The sequence below is a fragment of the Paenibacillus sp. J2TS4 genome (assembly GCF_018403245.1).
GTDB lineage: Bacteria > Bacillota > Bacilli > Paenibacillales > NBRC-103111 > Paenibacillus_L.
Genome location: NZ_BOSH01000006.1, coordinates 188709 through 210617, shown reverse-complemented (window position 1 = coordinate 210617; position 21909 = coordinate 188709). Strand labels below are relative to the sequence as shown.

Here is a 21909-nt window from a genome sequence, read left to right as displayed (position 1 = left end):
TTATTGGCAACATTACGTTGTTAGCAAGACCTTTGCCGATAAGGTAGAGGTCTTTTCTGTTTTTCCAAGACCTTTACCGAATCCGGTGAAGGTCTTTTTTTATCCTATATGCTGTTCTCTTGTCCCTTTCCGGGACACCCTAATCAGGGAACGTCTAAGTTTCCGGAGCTTGGCGTTCCTGATGCTCTACTATTTGATCTTTTTCTGCACCCCTCAAAGGGTCAGGAATGCAAGCCGAAGGAGGAGTCTAGAAAATCCACCCACCCAGAAATTAACGGAGCTGAAAGTGATGGTTACCGTTCGTTATGTGGTTATACTTTCTTAAAGGAGTGATACCTATGGATTTCCTATCCATCACGTTCCTCATCGCACTAATCAACATTATTATTATTGATCTGGTACTGGCCGGAGACAATGCGATCGTCATCGGCTTGGCCGCGCGTAACGTTCCCAAAGAAATGCAAAAAAAAGTAATCATTATTGGAACGCTCGGCGCCGTCATTATTCGCGCCTCCGCTACTCTGGCCGTGACCTGGCTTTTGAAGTTTCCGGGACTGTTGCTGGTTGGTGGTATTCTGCTTATCTGGATCGCCTACAAGCTTTTGGTCGATAACAAGGATCATGAATTAAAGGCAAAAACCAGCATTTGGGGAGCCATCTCCACTATTCTGATCGCAGATACGGTGATGGGATTGGATAACGTGCTCGCTATCGCTGGCGCAGCACATGGAAATTATTTACTTGTTATTATTGGACTGTTGATTAGTGTCCCTATCATGATTTGGGGCAGCACCCTATTCCTGAGACTGATGACCCGCTTCCCGTGGATTATCTACATCGGCTCTGGAGTGCTCGCATTCACTGCAGCGAAAATGATTACCGACGAGCCTTTCGTCCACAACTTGCTGTTTGTTTCCCCCATTGCCAAATGGGCTTTCGTTGTCATCGTCATCGTCGTTGTGCTTATGTTGGGGCTGCGTAAAAACCGGACTCAAAACTCGCCCAGCCCAGCCGGACATTAACGATAACGGCTTATTCCTCTAAGACGAAGCTTGACCGCTATCCCTGACAGATAGTGGCCAAGCTTTATTTTTGTGTAAAATGCTTTATTTCTTCTATCTTATTCCATCCCCCTCATAAAGTTCCTCCCAATTTATAAATCATGCGATTATTGACCAAAAGTCCCGTAGTAACGGTTCCTGCCATTAGGAACCAGCAGTAACGGGCCAGCCAGTAAAGAGCCAGCATAACAAGCCTGTAAGGCTATTGGTATTTATCCTAAGTGGGGCCCTAAACTTACATGGACGTATGGGGAACCATCATGTCATCGCACACCACTTCGATCAGCGAAGGGTGCTTGCGGGCCATTGCCTCCTTTAGCGCTGCCCTTAAGCCGTTTCTGTCTTCTACCCGGCAGCCATATCCTCCGCATGCCGCAGCTATTCCGGCAAAGTCCGGATTGCGGATAGCGCTGCCCATTAGGCTCAGCCCTTCCACCTGCATTCGATTCCGTTCCATCGCATAAGCCCCATTGTTCATAACGATCAGCACAATTGGAAGGGCTAATTCTGCCGCGGTTTGGAATTCCATCAGCGTCTGAACAGAACCTCCATCTCCGGCAATAGCCACTACCTGGCGTTCCGGATGGCAGAGCTGTGCGGCAATAGCGGCAGGCAGAGCGAAGCCCAGCGTTCTCCAACGTCCGGAGATCAGCACCCGCTGTTGTTCTCTGGCTTGATAGATCCTGTTAAACCACAGCGTATGATCTCCGGTATCGACCGTTAGAATGGCATCGGTGCTAACCTGCCCGGACAGAATGGACATGACCGCCTGAGGAGGAAGCGGGCTTCCCTCCAGGGCGGCCTCCTGCTCCATGCGCTGCTTCCAGGCTTCCCGCAGCTTGGCAGTCCGCTCCCGCCATTCTGTCCGGTCGGGCTGCCGGCCGAGCCTCTCCGCCAGCTCGCTTACCCCGGACGCGAGATCGGCGACGATGCCTTGCGCGAGCGGATGGCCCGCTCCGATCTGCGCGGGAGCGATATCGATTTGCAGGATGGGCGCTTGTGCCGGGACATAGTCCTCCGGCCACCAAGTTGCCCCCAGCATCAGCACTCTATCGCTTTCCGCCAGAAGCACGCTGGAGGGCTCGCTCCCCGCTTGGCCCAATCCGCCCAAGTACAGCGGATGGTCGTTCGGTACAAGCGGACGCGCGGGTAGCGTCGTGATGATGGGAGCGTCCAGCTTTTCAGCGAGCCGAACCACCTCGTGCGCCGCTTTATCCGCTCCCCGGCCGACATAGACGACTGGGCGCAATGCCGCATCCAGCTTCTCCGCCGCTTCCTCCCACAGCTCGCAAGGAGTCCGAACTTGCTGATGAAGGTGGGCGGAATAGGGAACGATGTTTCCTTTGACCTTCTTCGGAAACATGTCCTTCGGGATCGCAAGATGCGCTACTTTGCCATGCAGGGCCGCTTGAACGAGCAACCTTTGCAGCAATGGCGGCAGCGCGTCCGGGTGACAGAGCAGCTCGCTCTGCTCTGTAATCGCCTGAATCAGCAGCTGCTGGTTGATTTCTTGTTTGGCTCCCGTCCCGAGCTCGTCCGTGGCCACCTGGCCGGTTAGAGCGAGTACTCCTGCACGATCCGCAGCAGCATCCGCCAGGCCGTTCAGCAAGTTGGCGATTCCCGGACCGCTTGTGGCAAGACAGACTCCCAGTCTCCCTGTTAGCTTCGCTTCGGCCGAAGCCATCAGGGCCGCCGCTCCTTCATGACGACAAGCAATATATTGGATATCCTCTTGTGCCGACAACTCATCCAATAAATAAAAGGTGGAATCGCCAATAACTCCATAAATCCGGCGAACCCCCCACTCTTTCAATTGCTTGACGATAAACTGGGAGACCGTCATCGTTCTCAGTTCAGGTTGTCCGGCCAAGACAGGCTTGCTTAGCTTCTCTTCTATAACTGCATTCATGAAATTCTCTCCTTATCTAGCAATGATACGTTAGTTTGAGCTTTTGGAGCGCCTCTCATTCCGGTTTTACCTGCGAGCAGGATTTTCCCTCTTCTTTGCAGAACATAATAAAATGCACACTACACTGTTATGAGGTGAAATGAATTGCTCGACTCCAAGACCGTCCTCACCTTTGTTATTGTTTCGTTCTGTTTAGCGGGAGTTCTCATTTTGAAGAGAGATTCCATCCCCGACAGAATAAGAAAATTTCTCGCCTTGACCACTCTGGTTCTAATCTGCTTTTCTTTCTTTCTGATCGTGTACATGTTTTTTACTGCAGGCTCTCAGTAGAAACAGTAACCACGATTTGAAAAATGTTTTATAATAATGAAGGTGCCGGTTCATACTAGAGGAAAAATAATAGGAGGAGTTCAAAGATGCGGACGATTCCTGTTGCCATATCCTTCTGTATGCTTTTTGTAACCATCGGTTTCCCGATGGCCTCGGCACGAGAAGCCGCAACACCATCTCATTCATTAAGGAGGGCTCCTATGAATCAAGTAGCTAAGCGTTCGGAGGTAGCACAGGAGAATACTTGGAAACTGGAAGACCTGTTCCCAGATCAGAAAGCTTGGGATAAAGAATACGATGAAGTTAAGCAGTTGATTAAAGACGTCGCTCCATTTCGGGGCAATCTGAACGATCCGTCTGCAATGAAGCGGTGTTTTGAGCTCGAAGACCAAATTTCCCTACATATCGAAAGACTTTATGTGTATTCCAATATGAAGCACCATGAAGATATGGCAGAACCGGCTTATCAGGCACTTGCGGAGAAAGCAAGAAAGCTGAGCGTAGAAGTGAATGAAGCTCTATCTTTTATAACCCCGGAAATATTATCGTTGTCTGAGGCAGAGATTAATGCTCTCATTCGTCACCCGGAGCTCAGCTTCTACAAACGGACGCTCGAAGAGATGCTCCGTCAAAAAGCACACATCCTGTCCCAATCTGAAGAAGCCCTCTTGGCCCAGGTCGGCAGCATTTCCAGATCATCCGAAACGATCTTCGGCATGTTGAACAATGCGGACATGAAATTTCCGAAGATTGCAAATGAAGACGGTGAAGAGATCGAGCTGACTCACGGAAGATATATCCAGTTTATGGAAAGTAAAGATCGCACGGTCCGAAAGAATGCCTTTGATGCGATGTACTCCACCTATCGGAAAAACAAAAACACGTTCGGAGCCACTTTAAGCTCCAACATCGGCAAGAACGTTTTCTACTCGAAAGTGAGGAAGTACCCTTCCGTTCTGGAAGCGGCTTTGTTCGGGGATAACATCCCGAAGGAAGTCTATACGAATTTGATCGATACGGTGCACGACTCCCTGCCGCTTCTTCACCGTTATATGAAGCTGCGCAAAGATCTGCTGAAGGTGGACGAATTGCACATGTATGATTTGTTCGCTCCGCTTGTAGAAGAGTTTAAGTGGGAAATTCCGTATGAGGAAGCTCAACAAATGGTGCTCGACAGTCTGAAGCCGCTTGGAGACAATTACTTGACCGTTCTGAAGCAAGGATTCGCCGATCGCTGGATCGATATTTACGAGAATGAAGGCAAGCGAAGCGGAGCCTACAGCTGGGGAGCCTACGGCACTCATCCCTATGTGCTGTTAAACCATAAAGATAACTTGAACAGCATGTTCACACTCACTCATGAAATGGGCCATGCGATGCATTCCTACCTATCGGACGAAAATCAGAAGTACCGCTATGCCCAGTACCCGATTTTCTTGGCGGAAGTGGCCTCCACCTTGAACGAAGCTTTGCTGATGGATTATTTATTGAAAAAGACGACCGATCCTAAAGCTAAGATGTTCCTGCTCACCTATTACGCCGATCAATTCCGGACCACCCTGTTCCGGCAAACCATGTTTGCCGAGTTCGAAATGATCATCCACGAGAAAACAGAGCAGGGAGAATCACTTACTCATCAGGACTTCAGTCAAATCTACTATGATTTGAACAAGAAATACCACGGAACCGGAATGGTCGTGGATCAGGATATAGAGATGGAATGGGCGCGTATCCCTCATTTCTACAGCAGCTTCTATGTATACAAATATTCAACCGGATTCTCTGCGGCGACCAGCTTCGCCAAGCAAATATTGGAGGAGGGGCAACCGGCGCTCGAACGCTACCTCGGATTCCTTCAAAGCGGCAGCAGCGACTATCCGATTAACATTCTGCAGCGGGCCGGTGTGGATATGTCCTCGCCGGAGCCGATCAAGCAAGCTATGAGCGTCTTTCAAGACGTCATCGAACAGATGGAACAGCTGGCCAAGTAAGCGGCCATGGGATTGAAACCTCCCCATGCCCGCCTCAACGCGTGCCGGTAGGCGCCTTCAGAAGCGTCCGGAGCTATTTCCGGGCGCTTTTTCAACTATAGATTCGCATTTCGCATATAAGACCATCTTATTCCGCCTTGCACAGCAAACCATCCTCACCTATTCCCAAATGTTTCCTAACACTTATTTCATTCCTATGAAACTAACCAACTGAGTTAATCGTATTATGAATAGAGAATGGGGGTAACCGTGACCGAAGCTTTAAGTGAACCCTGTTATGGTACGGTCTCTATATCGTAATTATGTGAGCAGCCGACGGGGTACCCTACCCGTTATAAGCCCCTTATTATAATTCACCGGAGGGAAATGCGGATGATTGAATTAGCCAATGTTACCAAAATTTACAACGGAGTCCACAAAGCGGTCGATAATCTGACATTAACGATCCCGCAAGGAGAAATCTTCGGATTCCTCGGTCCTAACGGCGCGGGCAAAACGACAACGATTAAAATGATTACCGGCATTATCAGTCCCGATCAGGGCACCATCCATATTAATGGAGTAGATGCCGCCAAGCATTCCTTAGAAGCCAAGAAACAGTTCGGCTACGTTCCGGATAGTCCCGACCTGTTCTTAAGACTGAAAGGCCTTGAATATTTGAACTTCATGGCCGATATGTACGATGTGCCCAAAGAAGTACGCAAGCCGCGGATCGATGAATTGGCCCGCCGCTTCAATCTGGAATCCGTTCTATCCGATCCGATTCAAAGCTACTCTCACGGGATGAGACAAAAAATCGTCATCATGGGCGTATTGATTCACAATCCGTCCGTCTGGATTCTCGATGAGCCCTTAACTGGACTGGACCCCAAATCCTCCTATACCTTGAAGGAAATGATGAGGGAGCATACCAATGCAGGCAAAACCGTCTTCTTCTCGACTCATGTGCTGGAGGTTGCGGAGAAATTATGCGATCGGGTGGCCATCATCGACAAGGGAGTGATCCGCTTCTGTGGAACCTTCAAGGAAATGCAGGATCATTTCAAATCTAACGATTCATTGGAGAAAATTTTCCTGGAGATGACCGGACATGAATAAAACGTTATCGCTGACAAAAATTCTTCTCAAAAACGGAAGCGGAACCTGGGGAAGTAAAAATAGCAGCAAAAAAAGAAGAATTCCTATCGGAGTCCTCGTTCCGATTTTGATCGCCATCGGTCTGATTCCGGTTTTTTCAATCTTTTACTTCTTCATTTCATCCGTTTACGACGGACTCGCTCCTATCGGACAAGAAGGGCTCATTCTTGCATTGGGGCTGACGACCGTCAGTCTGGTCGTGTTCTTTTTCGGGATTTTCTATGTCATTAACGTGTTCTTCTTTGCCCAAGACTTGGAGCATTTGCTCCCACTGCCCGTGAAGCCATCACAAATATTGACGGCCAAATTTTCGGTAGCACTCGTTTACGAATATTTAACAGAATTGTTTATTTTGATGCCCATCCTGATTACCTACGGGATTAAGAGCGGAGCAGGAATATTATATTATGTCTATTCAGCCGTCATTTTCCTGACACTGCCTGTCTTACCTCTGCTTCTGGCTTCGTTTATAAGCATGCTGATCATGCGATTTACGAATGTTTCCAAGCATAGAGATCGTTATCGTATGATCGGGGGAGCCGCTGCCATTTTCCTGGGCATCGGGTTTAACTTCTTCTTTCAGCGGTTTGCCAAAAATAAGCTCGATCCCGAGCAGCTGCAGCAGATTGTTGCGGAGGGCAACAATTCCATTATCCAGACGATCACAACGCTCTTCCCTAACGCCAAGCTGGGGGCTTTTGCCCTAATTAACGAAGCGTCCTTAATCGGGTTCGGCTATCTGCTATTCTTTCTGGCTATTTCGGCTATCGCCTATTGGCTATTCATGCTTCTCGGCAACTGGATCTATTTCAAATCTGTGATGGGGATGTCCGAATCGTCCTCCAGGAGACAAAAAGTAAGTGACGAGAAATTCGACAAAATGACTCAGCAAAGCTCGGTTCTTAAAGCCTACACGGTCAAGGAGCTGAAGGTTCTGTTTCGCACCCCGGCCTACTTCACCAACTGCGTCATTATCTCTTTCCTGTGGCCACTGCTGCTCGTCATCCCTCTCGTCGCTCAATCCGGCAGTCTGGAAGGGATTAAACAACTTAGCCCGTATTTGTTCAATGAGAATACAGCAGGCTTGGTGCTTGTTTGCGCCTTCGGCTTCTTTCTCTTCACCGCCGGAATCAATCCGACAGCGGCTACAGCCATTTCACGAGAAGGCCAGGGAGTGTTCATAAATAAATATTTGCCGGTTCCGTTTTCCAAAATCGTTATGGCCAAAGTGCTTTCCGGATTTGTGCTAAATTTCGTATCTGTTTTGCTCGCCGTCATGATAGCTTATTTCTTGCTTGCACTTCCGCTCTATTATGCTATTCTGCTTCTGGCCCTAGGTGTCCCAGCCGTTCTGTTCGGGGCCTTCATCGGAATTATAATCGACATTCACTTTCCGAAGCTTAACTGGGATAACGAGCAAAAAGCGGTCAAGCAGAATATGAATTCCCTGTTCAGTACATTGCTCTGCTTCTTAACGGCCGCATTAATCGTAGTTGCTGTATTCTTCTTTAACCCGTCGATGCCCGTCGTTTTCTTCGGACTGCTGCTCGGCTTTGGATTGATCAACTTTTTGTTATACCGATTAGTTAAAGCGAAAAGCACAAATTGGTTTAATAAAATCGAGGTATGAAGAAAAATTCGATGACTTATATTGCTTAAGCAAAAGACGCCCCTTATCCCATATGGAAAGGGGCGTTTCATGTATAGACCTATTTCTGTCCACTCATTTTCATATGGGTAGTTTTTTATTTTAAATTCTGTTGCAACATTTTACCAGTTGAGCCCGTCTAGGGGGATAAACGGGATTTATGGGAGGTCAATGGATTATGCAAAAATCATGGTGGATGCCGGCTTTACTTATCGTTATGATGGTCAGTCTGGTTTCTTCTTCATTCCAAACTTCCACTGCAATGGGCAGCGAATATCCGGTCGTGATGAACGGAGAAACGGTTGTTTTTGAAACCGCTCCCTATCAGGTGGGAAGCACGATGATGGTCCCCTTGCGGGAATGGGCCGAAGCGCTTGGGGCTTCCGTGCAATGGGATTCTTCGGCCCATACGGCGACTGCGGCTCTTGAAGGGCAGGAATGGAAAGTAACCCTTCACAGCTCGACCACATACCGCAACGGTGCCCCAATGGAGCTGGAGCAGCCGGCGACGTTGCAAGACGGAAGAATGATGGTGCCTCTACGGGCAATGAGTGAAGCACTAGGCTATATAGTGAAGTGGGATTCTGCACAAAAACAGGTTCTCGTGGATAGCGAGAATCATTTTCTTCCACAGGTCGGCTCCTATGAAAAGCTTAAATCTTTGCTTGCCTCTACAGTAGAAATGAACATGTCCGGAGGAACCCTCCAGTTGGCCGAAAGCGCCGTTGCTATGGATTCAATTTCGAAAGCAAAGGAAGCATCGAGCGCTGATTTCTCTGCAACCAACATTCAGGTGCAGGGCGTTGATGAAGGAGATCTTGTCAAAACAGACGGAAACTATATTTATCAGGTGAACGGGGGCCGAATCATCATCGCTGCCGCAACCCCTGCCGACGACCTGCATATCGTTGCAACCCTGGATGTCCAGGACGTTGTTCAGCCAACTGAAATTTATGTGGACGACAGCTTCTTGATTGTCGTCGGCTCTGCTCCTTACAGGATTCAGCCTCAGCCGCTGAATGAGGGAAAAGTCCAGATTCAGGACCTTGCTATGCCGAGACTCTCCTCGCATACGACTAAAGCGGTCATCTACAGCTTGGAGAACCGGGAGAAACCAACTTTCGTTCGCGAAGTTGAACTCGAAGGAGGTTACGTTGCCTCTCGGAAGATCGGAGAAAGCTTCTATTTAGTTACTAACCAATATATCGATGTTTATGCAATCATGAATGAACGCAAACCGATTCCGGCTCCTTTCTATCGTGATACCGCCCAATCCGAAGAACCCATCCAGATCGGATACGAGCAGATTAAATATTTTCCGGACTTCTCCGGGTCCAGTTACTTGCACGTAGCCGGATTCCGCCTGAATGAGGAGAAGGAGCCGGTGAACGTCTCGACTTATTTGGGAGCGGGCGAGCAAGTTTATGCTTCCCGAGAGCATCTGTATGTGACGCTGACTCAATATGAGGAAGAGAAGCCGTCCGACGCTCCTGACACTAAGAAAAAGGCCATTTCCAGTCTTCCCGTCCGCCCTTTAAAATCAACCAGCCAAGTATATAAATTCAGGCTGGATGAGGGCAAAGTGCGATATGCCGCCGATGGAACCGTCCCCGGAACGCCCATCAATCAATTTGCCATGGATGAACACAACGGAGTCTTCCGGATCGCAACCACGACAGGAGACATGTGGCGGACGGATGAGTACACGTCCAAAAACAACCTGTATGTGCTGGATGAGACGATGAGCATTACCGGGCAAATAGAAGGGATTGCTCCGGGAGAACGAATTTATTCCGTTCGTTTTATGGGGGATAAGGGATACATGGTTACCTTCAAAACGGTCGATCCGCTGTTTGCCCTGGATCTGTCCGATCCGACCTCGCCCCAAGTGCTTGGAGCTCTTAAAATTCCGGGCTACAGCGACTATTTGCACCCTTATGATGAAAATCATTTGATCGGCTTCGGTAAAGAAGCTGTCGAGGTCACTCAGAAAGATAGCTCCGGCCGAGCGATTGGCCAGCCGCAAGCGTACTATCAAGGAATGAAAGTGGCTCTGTTCGACGTAAGCGATATGACTCAACCGATAGAATTATTCAGCGAAACGATCGGAGATCGCGGCACCGAATCCGAGCTGCTGTACAACCACCGGGCACTGCTGTTCTCCAAGGAGAAAAATCTGCTCGCCTTTCCGGTAACCGTGGCTGAAATAAGCGAAGCAAACCGAAAGAAGATGGACCCGTTTTCGCATGGCGATTTTACTTTCCAGGGAGCTTATGTCTACTCGCTCGACCCGGATAACGGCTTTCAGCTGCGGGGCAAGGTCACCCACCTGACCGAAGAAGACCGGGCCAAGGCAGGGCAGTCCTGGTACGACAGCCGCAAGAACGTTCAGCGCATCCTATATATAGGGGATACTCTGTATACACTGTCCCCTTCGGAAATCCGAGCGAGCGACCTGAATACGCTCGAACCGATTCAGAACGTTGCAATTCCCGAAGAGTCTGGCTCGGGATACTGAGCATAACCAAGCCAAAGCTGCCGGTTCATTGGATCCTTTCTTCCTAAGCGAGAGAGGATCCATAACCGGCAGCTCTGTGGTTGGTCAGTCTATGTCCTTATTTCTATCATCCAAGATGAATATAGGGAGAATGATGAGAATGCTCCTTGCTGTTGATTCGGGCCCATGAACCAGAGGCGGTTTCCTCGACCAGCAGGAAAGAAATTTCACTCACTGGACCGAGTGCCGAAATACAACCGGTCACATCCAGCTCATACCAACCGCTAGAGCTCACTGGAACCGATCCGCAGCTGATCGCATTTCCTGCGAACGGAACGGAATTCCACGTTATTGTATTCTCGTTCCATTCCTCGCCCGAGAAAACATAGATAGAAAGTGGCACGGAAGGCGTCTTAACTTTGTCCACATACCAGTGGAGCATGGCTGTGACGAAGGAAGCCGCTTCTTCCGGGAGAACGGCTTTCATATAGCCGATTCGCTCATGCTTCCGCTTCTCACTTGGCGGATGTTCGCCCACCTCGATCCATTTGGCCTGCCCGAAATTTTTAGCGGACTGTGGACCGCTCCTGACGTAGGCATCCTCCGTAATGGGAACGAGGTTCCCAACGGGGGCCTGCCGCTTCATCTCTATAGAGTATACTCGCGCCGTGCCGTCCTCAGCCGTCACCCGAACCGTAATTTCGCTCTTCCCCTCGGGCACGGAAATGACTTGGGACGCTCCCCCGCTTTGCACTGGCTCGCCATTCACGGTCACTTGGGCCCTTTCATCCATGGTCAGCGGGGTCACCGTCACCTCGTATACGTTCTCGGTTACACTGACCGAATAAGCCTTGAGATCCGGATGAAAGATGGGCTCAAGCGTCTCCTCACCGATGAACAGCCCGTCTAAATAGGCATTCGTTGAATATAACTCCGCCGTATGCGGCTGATCATAGGCTTTGGCCCAGTAATAGCCCGGGGCCATCACCCTTCTGGGCTCGAAGCCAGTCTGCTGACCGACAGGAATGGATTCAGAGAGGGCGCTTCCTTCCCCGCTCGGTCCAGTGGAAAAATCGACATACCTTCCGCCGGCATAAGTAAAGCGTCCGTGGACAGAAGCGGCTAACCCTTCTCCTGTCTCATAATCAGCCATGCGCAGCGAAACCCGGACATTCGTTCCGGTATGTTCAACCGACATTCCGGCAACCACCATCGGCCGAAGCGAAGTGCTTCCGGTCGTCGCCTCTATTTCGGGGGAAGACGGTCCGACATTGCCCTGCAAATCTACGGCAGCGACCTTGTAGTAATAGGTCGTGTCGGGCAGCAGCCCTTCATCGGTGTAGCGAAGTGAACGGGACGTCCCGGCCAAATTAGCGGGACCGGCCACAAATCCACTTTCCGTGCTGCGATAAATGTTATAGTGGCCGACCTCCAAGTTATCGTAGGCCATACCATAACGCAGGTCGATCCGCTCATAATTAAATACAGAAGCTGTGGGCGGACCGGACAAGGCGGTAGGCGCTTCGTCATCGGCCGGAGGCTCCCAGTAGACCCTTTCCCGGCTCCAATCGGAAGGCAGTCCGCGAACGGAATCATAATGATGCATGGCCATGCCGGCAAAAGGCGGGCTGTCAGCATAAGCCGCGTACACTTTGGCCAGCTCTCGCTCCATATAATCTCTGCCTTCTTCTCGGAAGGTGATCGTCTCCGGATCGCCTCCGTTGGCTATGTCCAATGTTTCTACAGCGATGACGACCGAATTCGGTTTGCCGATGGACTCGGCGTATGCTATTTCACTCGCCGCTTGCTCGATAATCCCGACCGAGCCGTCTGCGGTATCGCGATAATTCATAATCGCAATATAATCGCTTATGTCTTGAATATGCTCGGATAACCATTTAGTAGATCCGTTCCAAGTAATGTCGCGAGCGTGCTCGGATGAGTCGTACCATCTCGGAATCGCCGGACCGAACGAAAGATTGACGCCGGCCGTATCCCTGCGCTCGATCATTTTGGCCAGAACGTCCAAATATTGAACCTGAACCGACGGATAATCGGATTTGAACAGGGGCATGATGTACGGTTCAATATCGACATTTACACCGTCGAATCTTTCAGAGGCTTCGGAGGTTAATTGATAGTTTATTATTTTTTCCATCAGACGCACCGCGCGGTCGTGGTAACCCTCCAGAGCCCCCATATATGGCGGCGCAGTGCCTCCAGCGATACACGCATGGACCTGGTATCCGTTCTCATGAGCCCATCTCATAAATTCCCTAACCTTCGCCGGATCATCCTCGAGAATATCGATTCCGCCGTAACCGTCTACCGCCAAATACAGAGTCGTCACAGGGTCCGAACCGAACGTTTCCGTATCCTTGGCCATGGAATCAAGCACCAGACGGGAGCCCGGATTTAATAGAAGATTATAGGCCGCCGGCTCCCATATCCAGATCGCCCGATCCTGGTTAGTTACCGTCACCTCCTCGCGGCCGCCATTCCCCGATTGGACGTAGGTGGTCATGCTCCGGCCCGTATTTCCCAGCGAATCCTTCGCTCTCGCCTCGATACTTAGCATCCGATCTCCCAGCCCGGAAGCGTCCCAAAGATACTTATATTCCGTCTCATGGCCAGCCGCCCGCCTCCACTCGCCTCCGTTAATTCTTATCTCCACGCTCTTGATCGGATTGCGGCCTTCCGCGGCGATCTTAATCGGCACCTTCCCACTCACCACTCCCCCATCCTCGGGACTAACGATTTTTACCTGTGGAATATTCGCTGATGCATTGTCGACCTTCAATGTCATGAAATCCGACCAGACGCCGTATCTGGAAGCTGCATCTGACGCCTTGACAGCGATGCTGAACTCCCCGTCCATGGAGGTCGTATCCAGAACATAGGACCAGGAGCCGGAATCATCTCCATCCGGGTCATCCATTAGTACATCCGCCACCAGGCTTCCGTTAACTAGAACCTGTACGTCATAGGCATCATGATACGTTCCGAACAAAGTAACCCGGCCTGCCGGGATCTGTTCTCCATCTTGATGAGAATCAATGGATACAGCCGCTTCGGCCGATGCGTGTGATGGCAGCAGAGCCGTTCCCAGCATGATGCCTATACATAATAGAACGAGCAAGCCCAACCTTCCATCAGCACGCCATGCCATTCTCCGTTGCCATAGTAATATCATCCTCATTCCCCTTTCCTAATTGAGCATACAGAATAGTCTGTATCTGTCAGTCCCAACATCCCCATCCCAGCAGCCGAGCCTCAACGCGCGACGGGAAAAACGCACATTAGATCGAGGACGGACCGCTTAGTATAGACATCTCCTGCACGCCGTTTTTGCTACACCAAACCGCAGCATCCGTTATTTCACACGACCTGTTTGCCCTCCATCCCGCAATGTTCTGTTTACTGTCTTTGCCTGCACTTTGGAACATTGGCAAGCGTTTTCATAATTTGGCTGCTTCATCCCTCCTTCGCTCCTTTCTATTTAATAGAATAAAGAAGAAAAAGATGAGGCGAAATCTTCTATTTTTTCAATTCTATACAAAATTACTGGTAGTCAAAGAAATTGATAAAATCGATAGCAAGGAATAGCCTCTGTTTTACGCTTAACACCACTCGTGGTTTCCCTGGTTATCCTGAACAAAAAACCGCCCTCGAAAGGACGGCTTGATGCAGGTGCAAACTATTTAAAGAATTTACTCTATGCCAATCACTTCGTCGCTTCGTATCCGAATCCATCAGGACGTGGGGATAGAAATCCGAATGTCGCCCGCCGGCTCTTCTCCCCATAGAAGCTGCAGCCGATCTCCATCTGCAACCGCTCCGACTCCGGCGGGAGTTCCGGTAAAGATCAGATCGCCGGGCCCGATTCCATAGTGCGCCGCACAGAAATCGATAATACTTTGCAGATCGAATATCATATCACCGGGCTGTCCGACTTGAACCGTTTCCCCGTTTTTCAACAGGCGGAACGTCTCCTGTGCGATCTGCCCGGCTCCAGCGAACGGACGGAATGGTCCGAGCGGCGCCGATTGCAGAAACCCTTTGGCCGGAAGCCAGGGCTGCCCCTTCTGCTTGATGACCGATTGCACATCCCGCAATGTGAAATCAATCCCGAGCGCCATTCGGTCGATCAGGTCATCTGCATGGATGCCCGGCTCATACTGACGCCCGATATGAATAACCAGCTCCGCCTCGTAATGAATTTCGCCACGGCCGCCTGGCAGCACGATGGTCCTCCCGTCCATAGCTACGAGAGAATGGGTGGGCTTCATGAACAGCATCGGCTTATCGGGAACGGCATTCCCTAATTCGGCGGCGTGCTGGCGATAGTTTCTTCCTACGCAGTACACATTTTTAATAGACTGGAACATTAGTTGTCTCTTCCTTTCGTCCGGCTTTCCGAATTTATTAATGGACTGGACTCGCCTACCTGCGGAGACTCCGCTGCCTTTATCCGAATGTGTCCGTCCGGCTGAACAATGGCCTCTCTTGAAATAGAGGTCAACCGTTCAAACAGCCGCTTGCCGGCATCCTCCTCCATAACAACCGGCTTCGCCCATTGCGTAAAAATCGGCACCGCCTTCAAATCGCACCCTTCCGTCGTACAGGTAGCCTCGAGAATGACGGTTTCCAACGTCTTGGCTTCATCATTAGTCGTAAAAATAAAGTTGCCCAAACTATAGGCGATCCATTTACCTTTATACTGCTCAAAGCCTTGCAGCACATGCGGATGTCCCCCAATAATCAGGTCCGCTCCGGCATCGATATAGCGATAGGCCAAATCGATTTGCTCTGAATTGGGATGATCATGCCGTTCTTTCCCCCAATGGGCGATAACGACGACCAGATCCGCCTGCTCCTTCGCTTGGGCCACCTCTTTGACAGGACGGGTATAATCATAGGTATCCGCCAGTCCCGGCGTTTGAAGACCCGCTTTCCATGAAGTATCTGGAACAACCTTAGTGAATCCTAAAAAGGCGATCTTGAGCCCATTCTTCTCCACAATAACCGGCTGGAAGGCTTCATCCGCATTCCTTCCGGCTCCAACCCTCATAATTTGTTGATCGTCCAGATAATCAAGCGTATCCAGCAACCCTTCCACTCCATGATCCATCGTATGATTGTTAGCCAGATTGACCAGATCAAAGCCGGCTTCCTTGAATGCGGGCAGCACCTTCGGCGACGACCGATAGACATAAGTTTTGTCCTTCTCCGGAGTTCCTCTGTCGGTAATCGGCGTTTCCAGATTGGCAATCGTTAGATCCGACCGCTGCAGAACAGTCTTCACATCCTGATAAGGATAATCGTAACCATGAGCGGCAAGCAAATTGTTAACGGTGCTTCCCAGCAGCACATCTCCGACAAAGGATAAAGTTACCCGCTTCTCTGCTTCATCATCGGGCTCGGCAGCCGATGGAGGAGTGGATTCGTTCCGGTCTCCGGGAGACGGTTCAGGAGCCGGGGACTCCTTGGGAGAGGGTGCCTGGGACGGATCCGGTTCTGAAGCAGGCTCGGGGGAAGAGGACGGCGACACCTGGATCACTTCTCCCCCTCCATCCGGTCCGGTGGCCGATTCGGACGATTGACGTTCCATCCATATGTAAATTCCAATAATAGTTACGATCATCAGGAAAAAAGTAATGACTATTGCCCTCATCATGGCTTGATACATTTTTTTACGCTGCTGCATTCTTCTCGCAGTCCTTGAATGATTCATTATATCTCCTCTACCTACTTTCATTAAACCTGCCCTTATATTATAGCAGAAAAATCCATTGATAAGGATGAAATAACCCCTCTACGATTACTTTGCGGCCTGCCCCTCTACAGGGTCGTCGCCGCTTTCCGCATCATCCGTATAATTTTGCAAAAACATGGGGACAATGATTGCGCTGTTTCAACCAAGTGGCCTTAAGTATAATGAGAAGCAAGAAGAATAATACGCTTTCGGACAGGGGGTGGCCATTATTCTGGATGAACGAAGTACTTCCATTCTCGCCTATTTGCAGGAAACGGACAATTACGTCCCGATCCAGGAGCTGATGGACAACTTTCACATCTCCAAACGGACGGTTTACTACGATATGGACAAAATTAATCACTGGCTGTCCAGCCATCATCTCGCTCCTGTCGAATACGTTCGTGGAGCCGGTTTCCTGCTGCCCACCGAATCCCGTGCAAAGCTCCCTGTCTTGGCGCAATCCGTTCAACCTTCGCAATATTACCTGTCCCGTAACGAGCGGAAAGCGTTGCTCGGAATTCATCTGATCAATCGAACAGAGCCGATGTTTCTTCAAGATATGGAAAGATTGCTTGACGTTAGCCGTGGAACCGCCCATGCCGAATTGACAGGGCTGCGGGAAGAATTAGCCCGTTATGGCTTATCGGTTAAATTCAATCGCAAGCAAGGATATACCATCCAAGGCAACGAGAAAGACCAGCGGACGGCGTTGTTCCATTACTTGTCCGATCTGCTTGCCCATATCAGTTGGAAAGATTTCGTCCCCCAGATTCAAGGCCTGATCAATGCCAACCTGTATCGCGCCCAGTTTCCGGCTTTTCGCCAGGAGCCTCTATCCTCTATCTATGACATTATCACATCCGGAGAAAGAACGATTGGGATGGAACTGACCGATGAGACAATTTTTCATCTGGCCGCCCGTCTAATCATGTGCTCTAACCGGCTTATTCAAGGCAAACAGGTGGAGATGGATGAAGACGAAATGGCCGCTTTGAGCCAAACTCTTCAATATAAAGCCGCCACCCAAATTTCGCAGGAGCTTGGACGTCTGTATGAAGTCACTTTCCCGGAAGCGGAGGTTTGCTATATTACGGTGCTCCTGCTGACGGCCAAGGTTAACAAGCTGGAGCAAAAATCGAATGATGAAGAGACCCGCCGGATTCGCCAGGCGACCAGCGAAATGGTCGATACCTTTGAGCAGCTTGGCTGCGTCTATTTTCTACAGCGGGAGGAACTGGAGAACCAGTTATTCCTGCATGTGAAATCAGCGTTTTACCGAATCAAGTACGGTCTCCAAATCGAGAATCCTCTGGCGAGCACCATTATCGATAAATACCGGGAAGTGTTCGAGCTCACCCGTCAGTCGGTCGAGCCGTTGGAGAAGCTGTTAGGCCAGCCCATTGACGACCAGGAAATAGCCTATCTGTCGATGCACTTCGGCGGATGGCTGCGCAGAGAACAGGTGGAGCCGGCGCGGCGCAAATCGGCAGTGATCGTATGTGTCAACGGAGTCTCGGTCTCCCGGATGCTGCAGATCCAGCTAAAGCGGTTATTCCCGGCCATCGATTTCGTCGAGGTACTTTCGTTAAGGGAATACGAGAAGTATACGGGATGGGTCGATTTTATATTTTCAACCGTTCCGTTAACAGGAAGCAAAGTTCCGGTTTTTATCGTAAGCGGAATTTTGACAGACCAGGAAAAATCCCAATTGCTTCATCAGATCGATCCGCTGCTAGGCGGCAGGAGAAGGAGAGAAGGAACCGGTCCTTCCGCACAATCCATTGTCGAGCTGGTCAAAAAACATACGCCTGTGGCGAATGAAGCTGCCCTGCTGGAAGATATCCAGCGATATTTGACAGCAATGCGATACCAGCCGCTGCAGGATAGCAAGCCGACATTGCAGCAACTGCTCCCTTCTTCGCGGATTGTCATCCGGGAAGAGCAAACCGACTGGCGTACCGCGATCTCCCTGGCCGCCGCCCCGCTGCTGGAGGAGGGCACCATCGTCCATGGATATATTCGGGCGATGATCGACAAAGTAATGGAATACGGACCTTACATTGTCATTGCCCCCGGCTTGGCGATCGCCCACGCCAAACCCGAAGACGGCGTCGTCCGCACCTCGATGTCCCTCCTCTCTATCCGGGAAGGAGCGGCTTTCGGCGACGATCCCAAACACATTGTCCGCCTCTTGTTCGTCATTGCCAGTCAAGACGGAGAATCTCATCTGAAAGCTCTTACCCAATTGACGGACATGCTGAGAGAGGAGGCGAACCGGACCCGGCTGGAGCAAACGAATGACAAGGACGAAATCATTCAGATGATTCGTCAATATTCTACTACTTCATAGGACAGACTAAGGAGGATTTTACCATGCGTTTTATGGATTCTGGCCTCATTTCACTGGATGCTGCTGCAACAAGTGCCGAGGAAGCGATTCGAGCGGCAGGACAACTGCTCGTGGACAGTGGAGCCGCAGAAAGCAGCTATATTGAAGCCATGCTGGCATCTTATCGGGATAAAGGACCGTATTTCGTCCTCGCCCCCCATATCGCTCTGCCTCATGCCAAAGCGGAAGACGGGGTTAACGAAGCTTCGGTTTCCTTCGTCAGACTGCAGCAGCCTGTAGCATTCGGCCATGCCAGCAACGACCCGGTGGAGCTCGTCTTCGCGCTCGGTTCCTCATCCAGCAGCGATCATATTATGCTCTTGCGCAAATTAACGACTTTGCTTAATAACCCGGCCAATGTAGAAGCTTTAAAACAAGCTCAAACTCCTCAAGATGTGGAGGCAGTCATCGCTAACGCAGAACAATGAGCCGTAGAGAAATCAACCCCTTATATACTTAAGCAACAACCAAAAACTTAATTTTTTCAGGAGGGAATTGCAATGGAAAAAGTTTTATGTGTATGCGGATTAGGGCAAGGAACGAGTCTCATTCTAAGAATGAACGTGGAGAATGTATTAAAAGAAATGGGGGTGCAAGCAGACGTAGAGCACACGGACGTGTCCAGCGCTGCGAGCATGCCGGCTGATTACATTGTCACCAGCAATGAATTGGCTCAAAGCCTGCAGGGACATCCGGGCAAAATAGTAATCGTCAACAATTATTTTGACTTGAATGAAATTAAGGAAAGCTTAAAAGAATCTATGTAACCCATCCGATTAGGAGGAATGTTCAATGGAAGCCATTTTTTGGATAGCCACTAATATTTTTGGAACCCCCGCCATCCTGCTCGGCTTTATCGTCTTGGTCGGCCTGCTTCTCCAGAAGAAATCGACCAGCCAGGTCATCAGTGGAACCTTTAAGGCGGTTATCGGTTTTCTAATCATTGGTGCCGGTTCAGGTGTCATTGTCAATGCCTTGAATGTATTCGAACCGATGTGGAAGGAAGTGTTCGGGCTGGAGGCCGAATCGCTTGGCCAATTCCTCGGTCAGGAATCATTTAACGCCAAGTTCGGCAGCGCCGTAACTTTGGCCATGCTTGTTGGATTCCTTATCAACGTACTGCTGGCCCGCTTTACGAAATTTAAATATATTTATTTAACCGGTCACATGATGTTCTGGACGGCAACTATTTTTGCAGGAATCGTTGTCCATACATCCGGCGATGTTTCCCAATGGAAGCTTGTCCTCTTCCTTGCTATCATCCTTGGCTTGTATTGGACGTTTCAACCCGCCATCACTCAACCGTTCATGCGGAAAGTTACCGGAAATGACAACATTGCGCTCGGACATACTTCGGCTTCCGTCGCTTTGCTCGGGGCTCTGTTCGGTAAATGGTTCGGCAATAAAAACAACGATTCCGAAAAAATCAAAGTGCCCAAAGGACTGGAATTTCTCCGTGATTCCAACGTCATTACCGCTCTCAGCATGGGCATCCTGTTTCTGGTGGGAGCCTTTGTCATCGTGATGAAGCAGACTCCCGGAGCAGAGGAGCTCGTCGCTCAGGCCGGGGAACAGAACTTTATTATGTATTCCATCATCCAATCCCTCACCTTCGCCGGGGGCATCGCCATTGTGCTTATGGGAGTGCGGATGTTCATCGGGGAGCTCGTTCCGGCTTTTAACGGGATCGCCACCAAAATCGTTCCTGGAGCGAAACCCGCATTGGACGCACCGGTTACATTTCCCTATGCCCCCAATGCGGTTATTCTCGGGTTTATCGGAGCTTTTGCCGGAGCCTTGATCTGGTTGGTCGTGCTGGGAAGCACCGTTGCTTATATTTTCGTCCCGACGATGATCGTTCTGTTCTTCCACGGTGCTACGGCAGGAGTATTCGGGAATGCGACAGGCGGAGTTCGCGGCGCGCTCCTGGGTGGTTTTCTGACAGCAACCGTTGTCGCCTGGGGACAATTCATTATGGTTCGCTACCTTATTTCGTCAACGGTTCCGGATACCGCGATGTGGGCGGCAGACTCCGATATGTTTATTATCGGACCGATCATTCGTTTTCTGGCCCAGCTGCTGTTCTAGATTTCAGCCCATGCGGGCTTCACGACTCTCCGCAATCAACGTTTAATCGACGGGTAAATATTTACAAGACCGTACTATTCACCAATGGGTTAGGAGGCACACCAACATGAGCTTTATCCGAACGCTTGATGCAGACATTCCACCAGAACAGCTTGGCTTTACTTATTCCCACGAGCATATCGTCTGCCGCCCGGCTTATTGGGCGGAACGAGGCGAGGATGACTTGCTGCTGGACGATCCGGAGAAATCAAAGCTGGACGTTCTGGATTTCAAAAATAACGGCGGACAGACCATCGTAGATGCCACGGCCATCGATTATGGCCGTGATGTCCCGGCAGTACACCAAATAATGCAGGAAACCGGCGTCCGGATTATCGGCACTGCCGGTTTCAATAAAAGCTTCCTCTGGGACGCCAGAGTGAAGGACGAGCTTAAGCCGATCATCGGCGATTATAATACTTACTATGAATGGATTGAGGCGAAAAGCATTAACGAGCTGACGGATTTCGTCATCCGCGAGGTGGAGGAAGGTCTGGAAGGAACACCTTTCAAGGCCGGACAGGTTAAATTCGGCACCGGCTACAACCGTATTACTCCTCTGGAAGAAAAGACACTGCGCGCTGTCGCCCGTGCTCACCACGAAACGAAGGCCCCCGTACATTCTCATACCGAGGTCGGGACGATGGGGCTCGAGCAAATTGAGCTGCTGCGCAGCGAAAAGATCGATCTAAGCTTTCTCAGTCTGGGGCATATGGATCGCAATCCAGACCCGTATTACCATGAGCAGATCGCCAGCACGGGCGCTTATCTATCCTTTGACGGGATCGGCAAAATCAAATACGCGCCGGAAAGCACACGGATTCATCTTATTCTGGAGCTCGTTCGCAAAGGCTACGAGGATCAAATTCTAGTCAGCGGAGACACGGCCCGTAAAACGTATTACAAGCATTATGATCACGGCCTCGGGCTGGAATATATTATCGCTAAATGGGTCCCGCGCTTTATCGACGAAGCTAATCGCTCCGGCTTTGACGGCCATAAGCTGGTGGAGAAATTTTTTGTCACCAATCCGGCCAAATGCTTTGCTTTCAAGCTGTAAAG

14 protein-coding genes are annotated in these 21909 nt (G+C 50.2%); 10 read left to right on the top strand and 4 right to left on the bottom strand.

Annotation, left to right across the window (positions count from 1 at the left end; all coding sequences use genetic code 11):
* The first annotated feature begins 338 nt into the window (after window positions 1-338).
* Entirely contained in the window at window positions 339-1022 is a 684-nt protein-coding gene (locus tag KJS69_RS15030; protein ID WP_213584597.1) for a TerC family protein, read from the top strand.
* Between the two features lie 274 nt (window positions 1023-1296).
* On the opposite strand, the gene KJS69_RS15025 is transcribed toward KJS69_RS15030, so the two are convergent.
* The gene (locus KJS69_RS15025) at window positions 1297-2970 is read right to left on the bottom strand and encodes a thiamine pyrophosphate-binding protein (RefSeq protein WP_213584596.1); all 1674 of its coding nucleotides are present in this window, start codon (window positions 2968-2970) and stop codon (window positions 1297-1299) included.
* Window positions 2971-3500: 530 nt separating this feature from the next.
* Here KJS69_RS15025 and pepF point away from each other — a divergent pair.
* The 4 genes from pepF to KJS69_RS15005 all read left to right on the top strand — a co-directional run bounded on the left by pepF (window position 3501) and on the right by KJS69_RS15005 (window position 10594).
* Window positions 3501-5291: an oligoendopeptidase F gene (pepF, locus tag KJS69_RS15020; protein WP_213584595.1), complete on the top strand. Its 1791-nt coding sequence runs from the start codon at window positions 3501-3503 to the stop codon at window positions 5289-5291.
* Window positions 5292-5663: 372 nt separating this feature from the next.
* The gene (locus KJS69_RS15015; RefSeq protein WP_213584594.1) at window positions 5664-6389 is read left to right on the top strand and encodes an ABC transporter ATP-binding protein; all 726 of its coding nucleotides are present in this window, start codon (window positions 5664-5666) and stop codon (window positions 6387-6389) included.
* Window positions 6382-8058: a putative ABC transporter permease subunit gene (locus tag KJS69_RS15010; RefSeq protein ID WP_213584593.1), complete on the top strand. Its 1677-nt coding sequence runs from the start codon at window positions 6382-6384 to the stop codon at window positions 8056-8058. Before KJS69_RS15015 ends, KJS69_RS15010 begins: the two co-directional genes overlap by 8 nt.
* A 196-nt stretch (window positions 8059-8254) precedes the next feature.
* Window positions 8255-10594, top strand: coding sequence for a beta-propeller domain-containing protein (locus tag KJS69_RS15005; protein WP_213584592.1), 2340 nt, complete (start codon window positions 8255-8257; stop codon window positions 10592-10594).
* A 106-nt stretch (window positions 10595-10700) separates the two neighbouring features.
* Here KJS69_RS15005 and KJS69_RS15000 read toward each other — a convergent pair whose 3' ends face one another.
* The 3 genes from KJS69_RS15000 to KJS69_RS14990 form a co-directional block, all read right to left on the bottom strand.
* A complete protein-coding gene (locus KJS69_RS15000) occupies window positions 10701-13766 on the bottom strand; it encodes a CBM96 family carbohydrate-binding protein (protein WP_213584591.1) in 3066 nt (1021 codons plus the stop codon).
* 559 nt (window positions 13767-14325) lie between these two features.
* Window positions 14326-14961 (bottom strand): fumarylacetoacetate hydrolase family protein, encoded by a 636-nt coding sequence (locus KJS69_RS14995; protein ID WP_213584590.1) that lies wholly within the window; start codon window positions 14959-14961, stop codon window positions 14326-14328.
* Entirely contained in the window at window positions 14961-16307 is a 1347-nt protein-coding gene (locus tag KJS69_RS14990; protein WP_213584589.1) for a CapA family protein, read from the bottom strand. Before KJS69_RS14990 ends, KJS69_RS14995 begins: the two co-directional genes overlap by 1 nt.
* Window positions 16308-16548: 241 nt before the next feature.
* On the opposite strand from KJS69_RS14990, the gene KJS69_RS14985 reads away from it, so the two are divergent.
* From KJS69_RS14985 to KJS69_RS14965, 5 genes are all read left to right on the top strand, one after another.
* A complete protein-coding gene (locus KJS69_RS14985; protein ID WP_213584588.1) occupies window positions 16549-18681 on the top strand; it encodes a BglG family transcription antiterminator in 2133 nt (710 codons plus the stop codon).
* Window positions 18682-18704: 23 nt separating this feature from the next.
* Window positions 18705-19148: a PTS sugar transporter subunit IIA gene (locus tag KJS69_RS14980; RefSeq protein ID WP_213584587.1), complete on the top strand. Its 444-nt coding sequence runs from the start codon at window positions 18705-18707 to the stop codon at window positions 19146-19148.
* 72 nt (window positions 19149-19220) lie between these two features.
* Window positions 19221-19487: a PTS sugar transporter subunit IIB gene (locus KJS69_RS14975; protein ID WP_213584586.1), complete on the top strand. Its 267-nt coding sequence runs from the start codon at window positions 19221-19223 to the stop codon at window positions 19485-19487.
* Window positions 19488-19512: 25 nt separating this feature from the next.
* Entirely contained in the window at window positions 19513-20808 is a 1296-nt protein-coding gene (locus KJS69_RS14970; RefSeq protein ID WP_213584585.1) for a PTS ascorbate transporter subunit IIC, read from the top strand.
* A 106-nt stretch (window positions 20809-20914) separates the two neighbouring features.
* Window positions 20915-21907 carry a phosphotriesterase family protein gene (locus KJS69_RS14965; protein WP_213584584.1) on the top strand — a complete coding sequence of 331 codons (993 nt, stop codon included), beginning with the start codon at window positions 20915-20917 and terminating at the stop codon, window positions 21905-21907.
* Window positions 21908-21909 lie beyond the last annotated feature (2 nt).

Bases quoted from the DNA above. Each gene is read 5' to 3' on its own strand.
- KJS69_RS15030 (WP_213584597.1), top strand. From the start codon at position 339: ATGGATTTCCTATCCATCACGTTCCTCATCGCACTAATCAACATTATT.
- KJS69_RS15025 (WP_213584596.1), bottom strand. From the start codon at position 2,970: ATGAATGCAGTTATAGAAGAGAAGCTAAGCAAGCCTGTCTTGGCCGGA.
- pepF (WP_213584595.1), top strand. From the start codon at position 3,501: ATGAATCAAGTAGCTAAGCGTTCGGAGGTAGCACAGGAGAATACTTGG.
- KJS69_RS15015 (WP_213584594.1), top strand. From the start codon at position 5,664: ATGATTGAATTAGCCAATGTTACCAAAATTTACAACGGAGTCCACAAA.
- KJS69_RS15010 (WP_213584593.1), top strand. From the start codon at position 6,382: ATGAATAAAACGTTATCGCTGACAAAAATTCTTCTCAAAAACGGAAGC.
- KJS69_RS15005 (WP_213584592.1), top strand. From the start codon at position 8,255: ATGCAAAAATCATGGTGGATGCCGGCTTTACTTATCGTTATGATGGTC.
- KJS69_RS15000 (WP_213584591.1), bottom strand. From the start codon at position 13,766: ATGATATTACTATGGCAACGGAGAATGGCATGGCGTGCTGATGGAAGG.
- KJS69_RS14995 (WP_213584590.1), bottom strand. From the start codon at position 14,961: ATGTTCCAGTCTATTAAAAATGTGTACTGCGTAGGAAGAAACTATCGC.
- KJS69_RS14990 (WP_213584589.1), bottom strand. From the start codon at position 16,307: ATGAATCATTCAAGGACTGCGAGAAGAATGCAGCAGCGTAAAAAAATG.
- KJS69_RS14980 (WP_213584587.1), top strand. From the start codon at position 18,705: ATGCGTTTTATGGATTCTGGCCTCATTTCACTGGATGCTGCTGCAACA.
- KJS69_RS14975 (WP_213584586.1), top strand. From the start codon at position 19,221: ATGGAAAAAGTTTTATGTGTATGCGGATTAGGGCAAGGAACGAGTCTC.
- KJS69_RS14970 (WP_213584585.1), top strand. From the start codon at position 19,513: ATGGAAGCCATTTTTTGGATAGCCACTAATATTTTTGGAACCCCCGCC.
- KJS69_RS14965 (WP_213584584.1), top strand. From the start codon at position 20,915: ATGAGCTTTATCCGAACGCTTGATGCAGACATTCCACCAGAACAGCTT.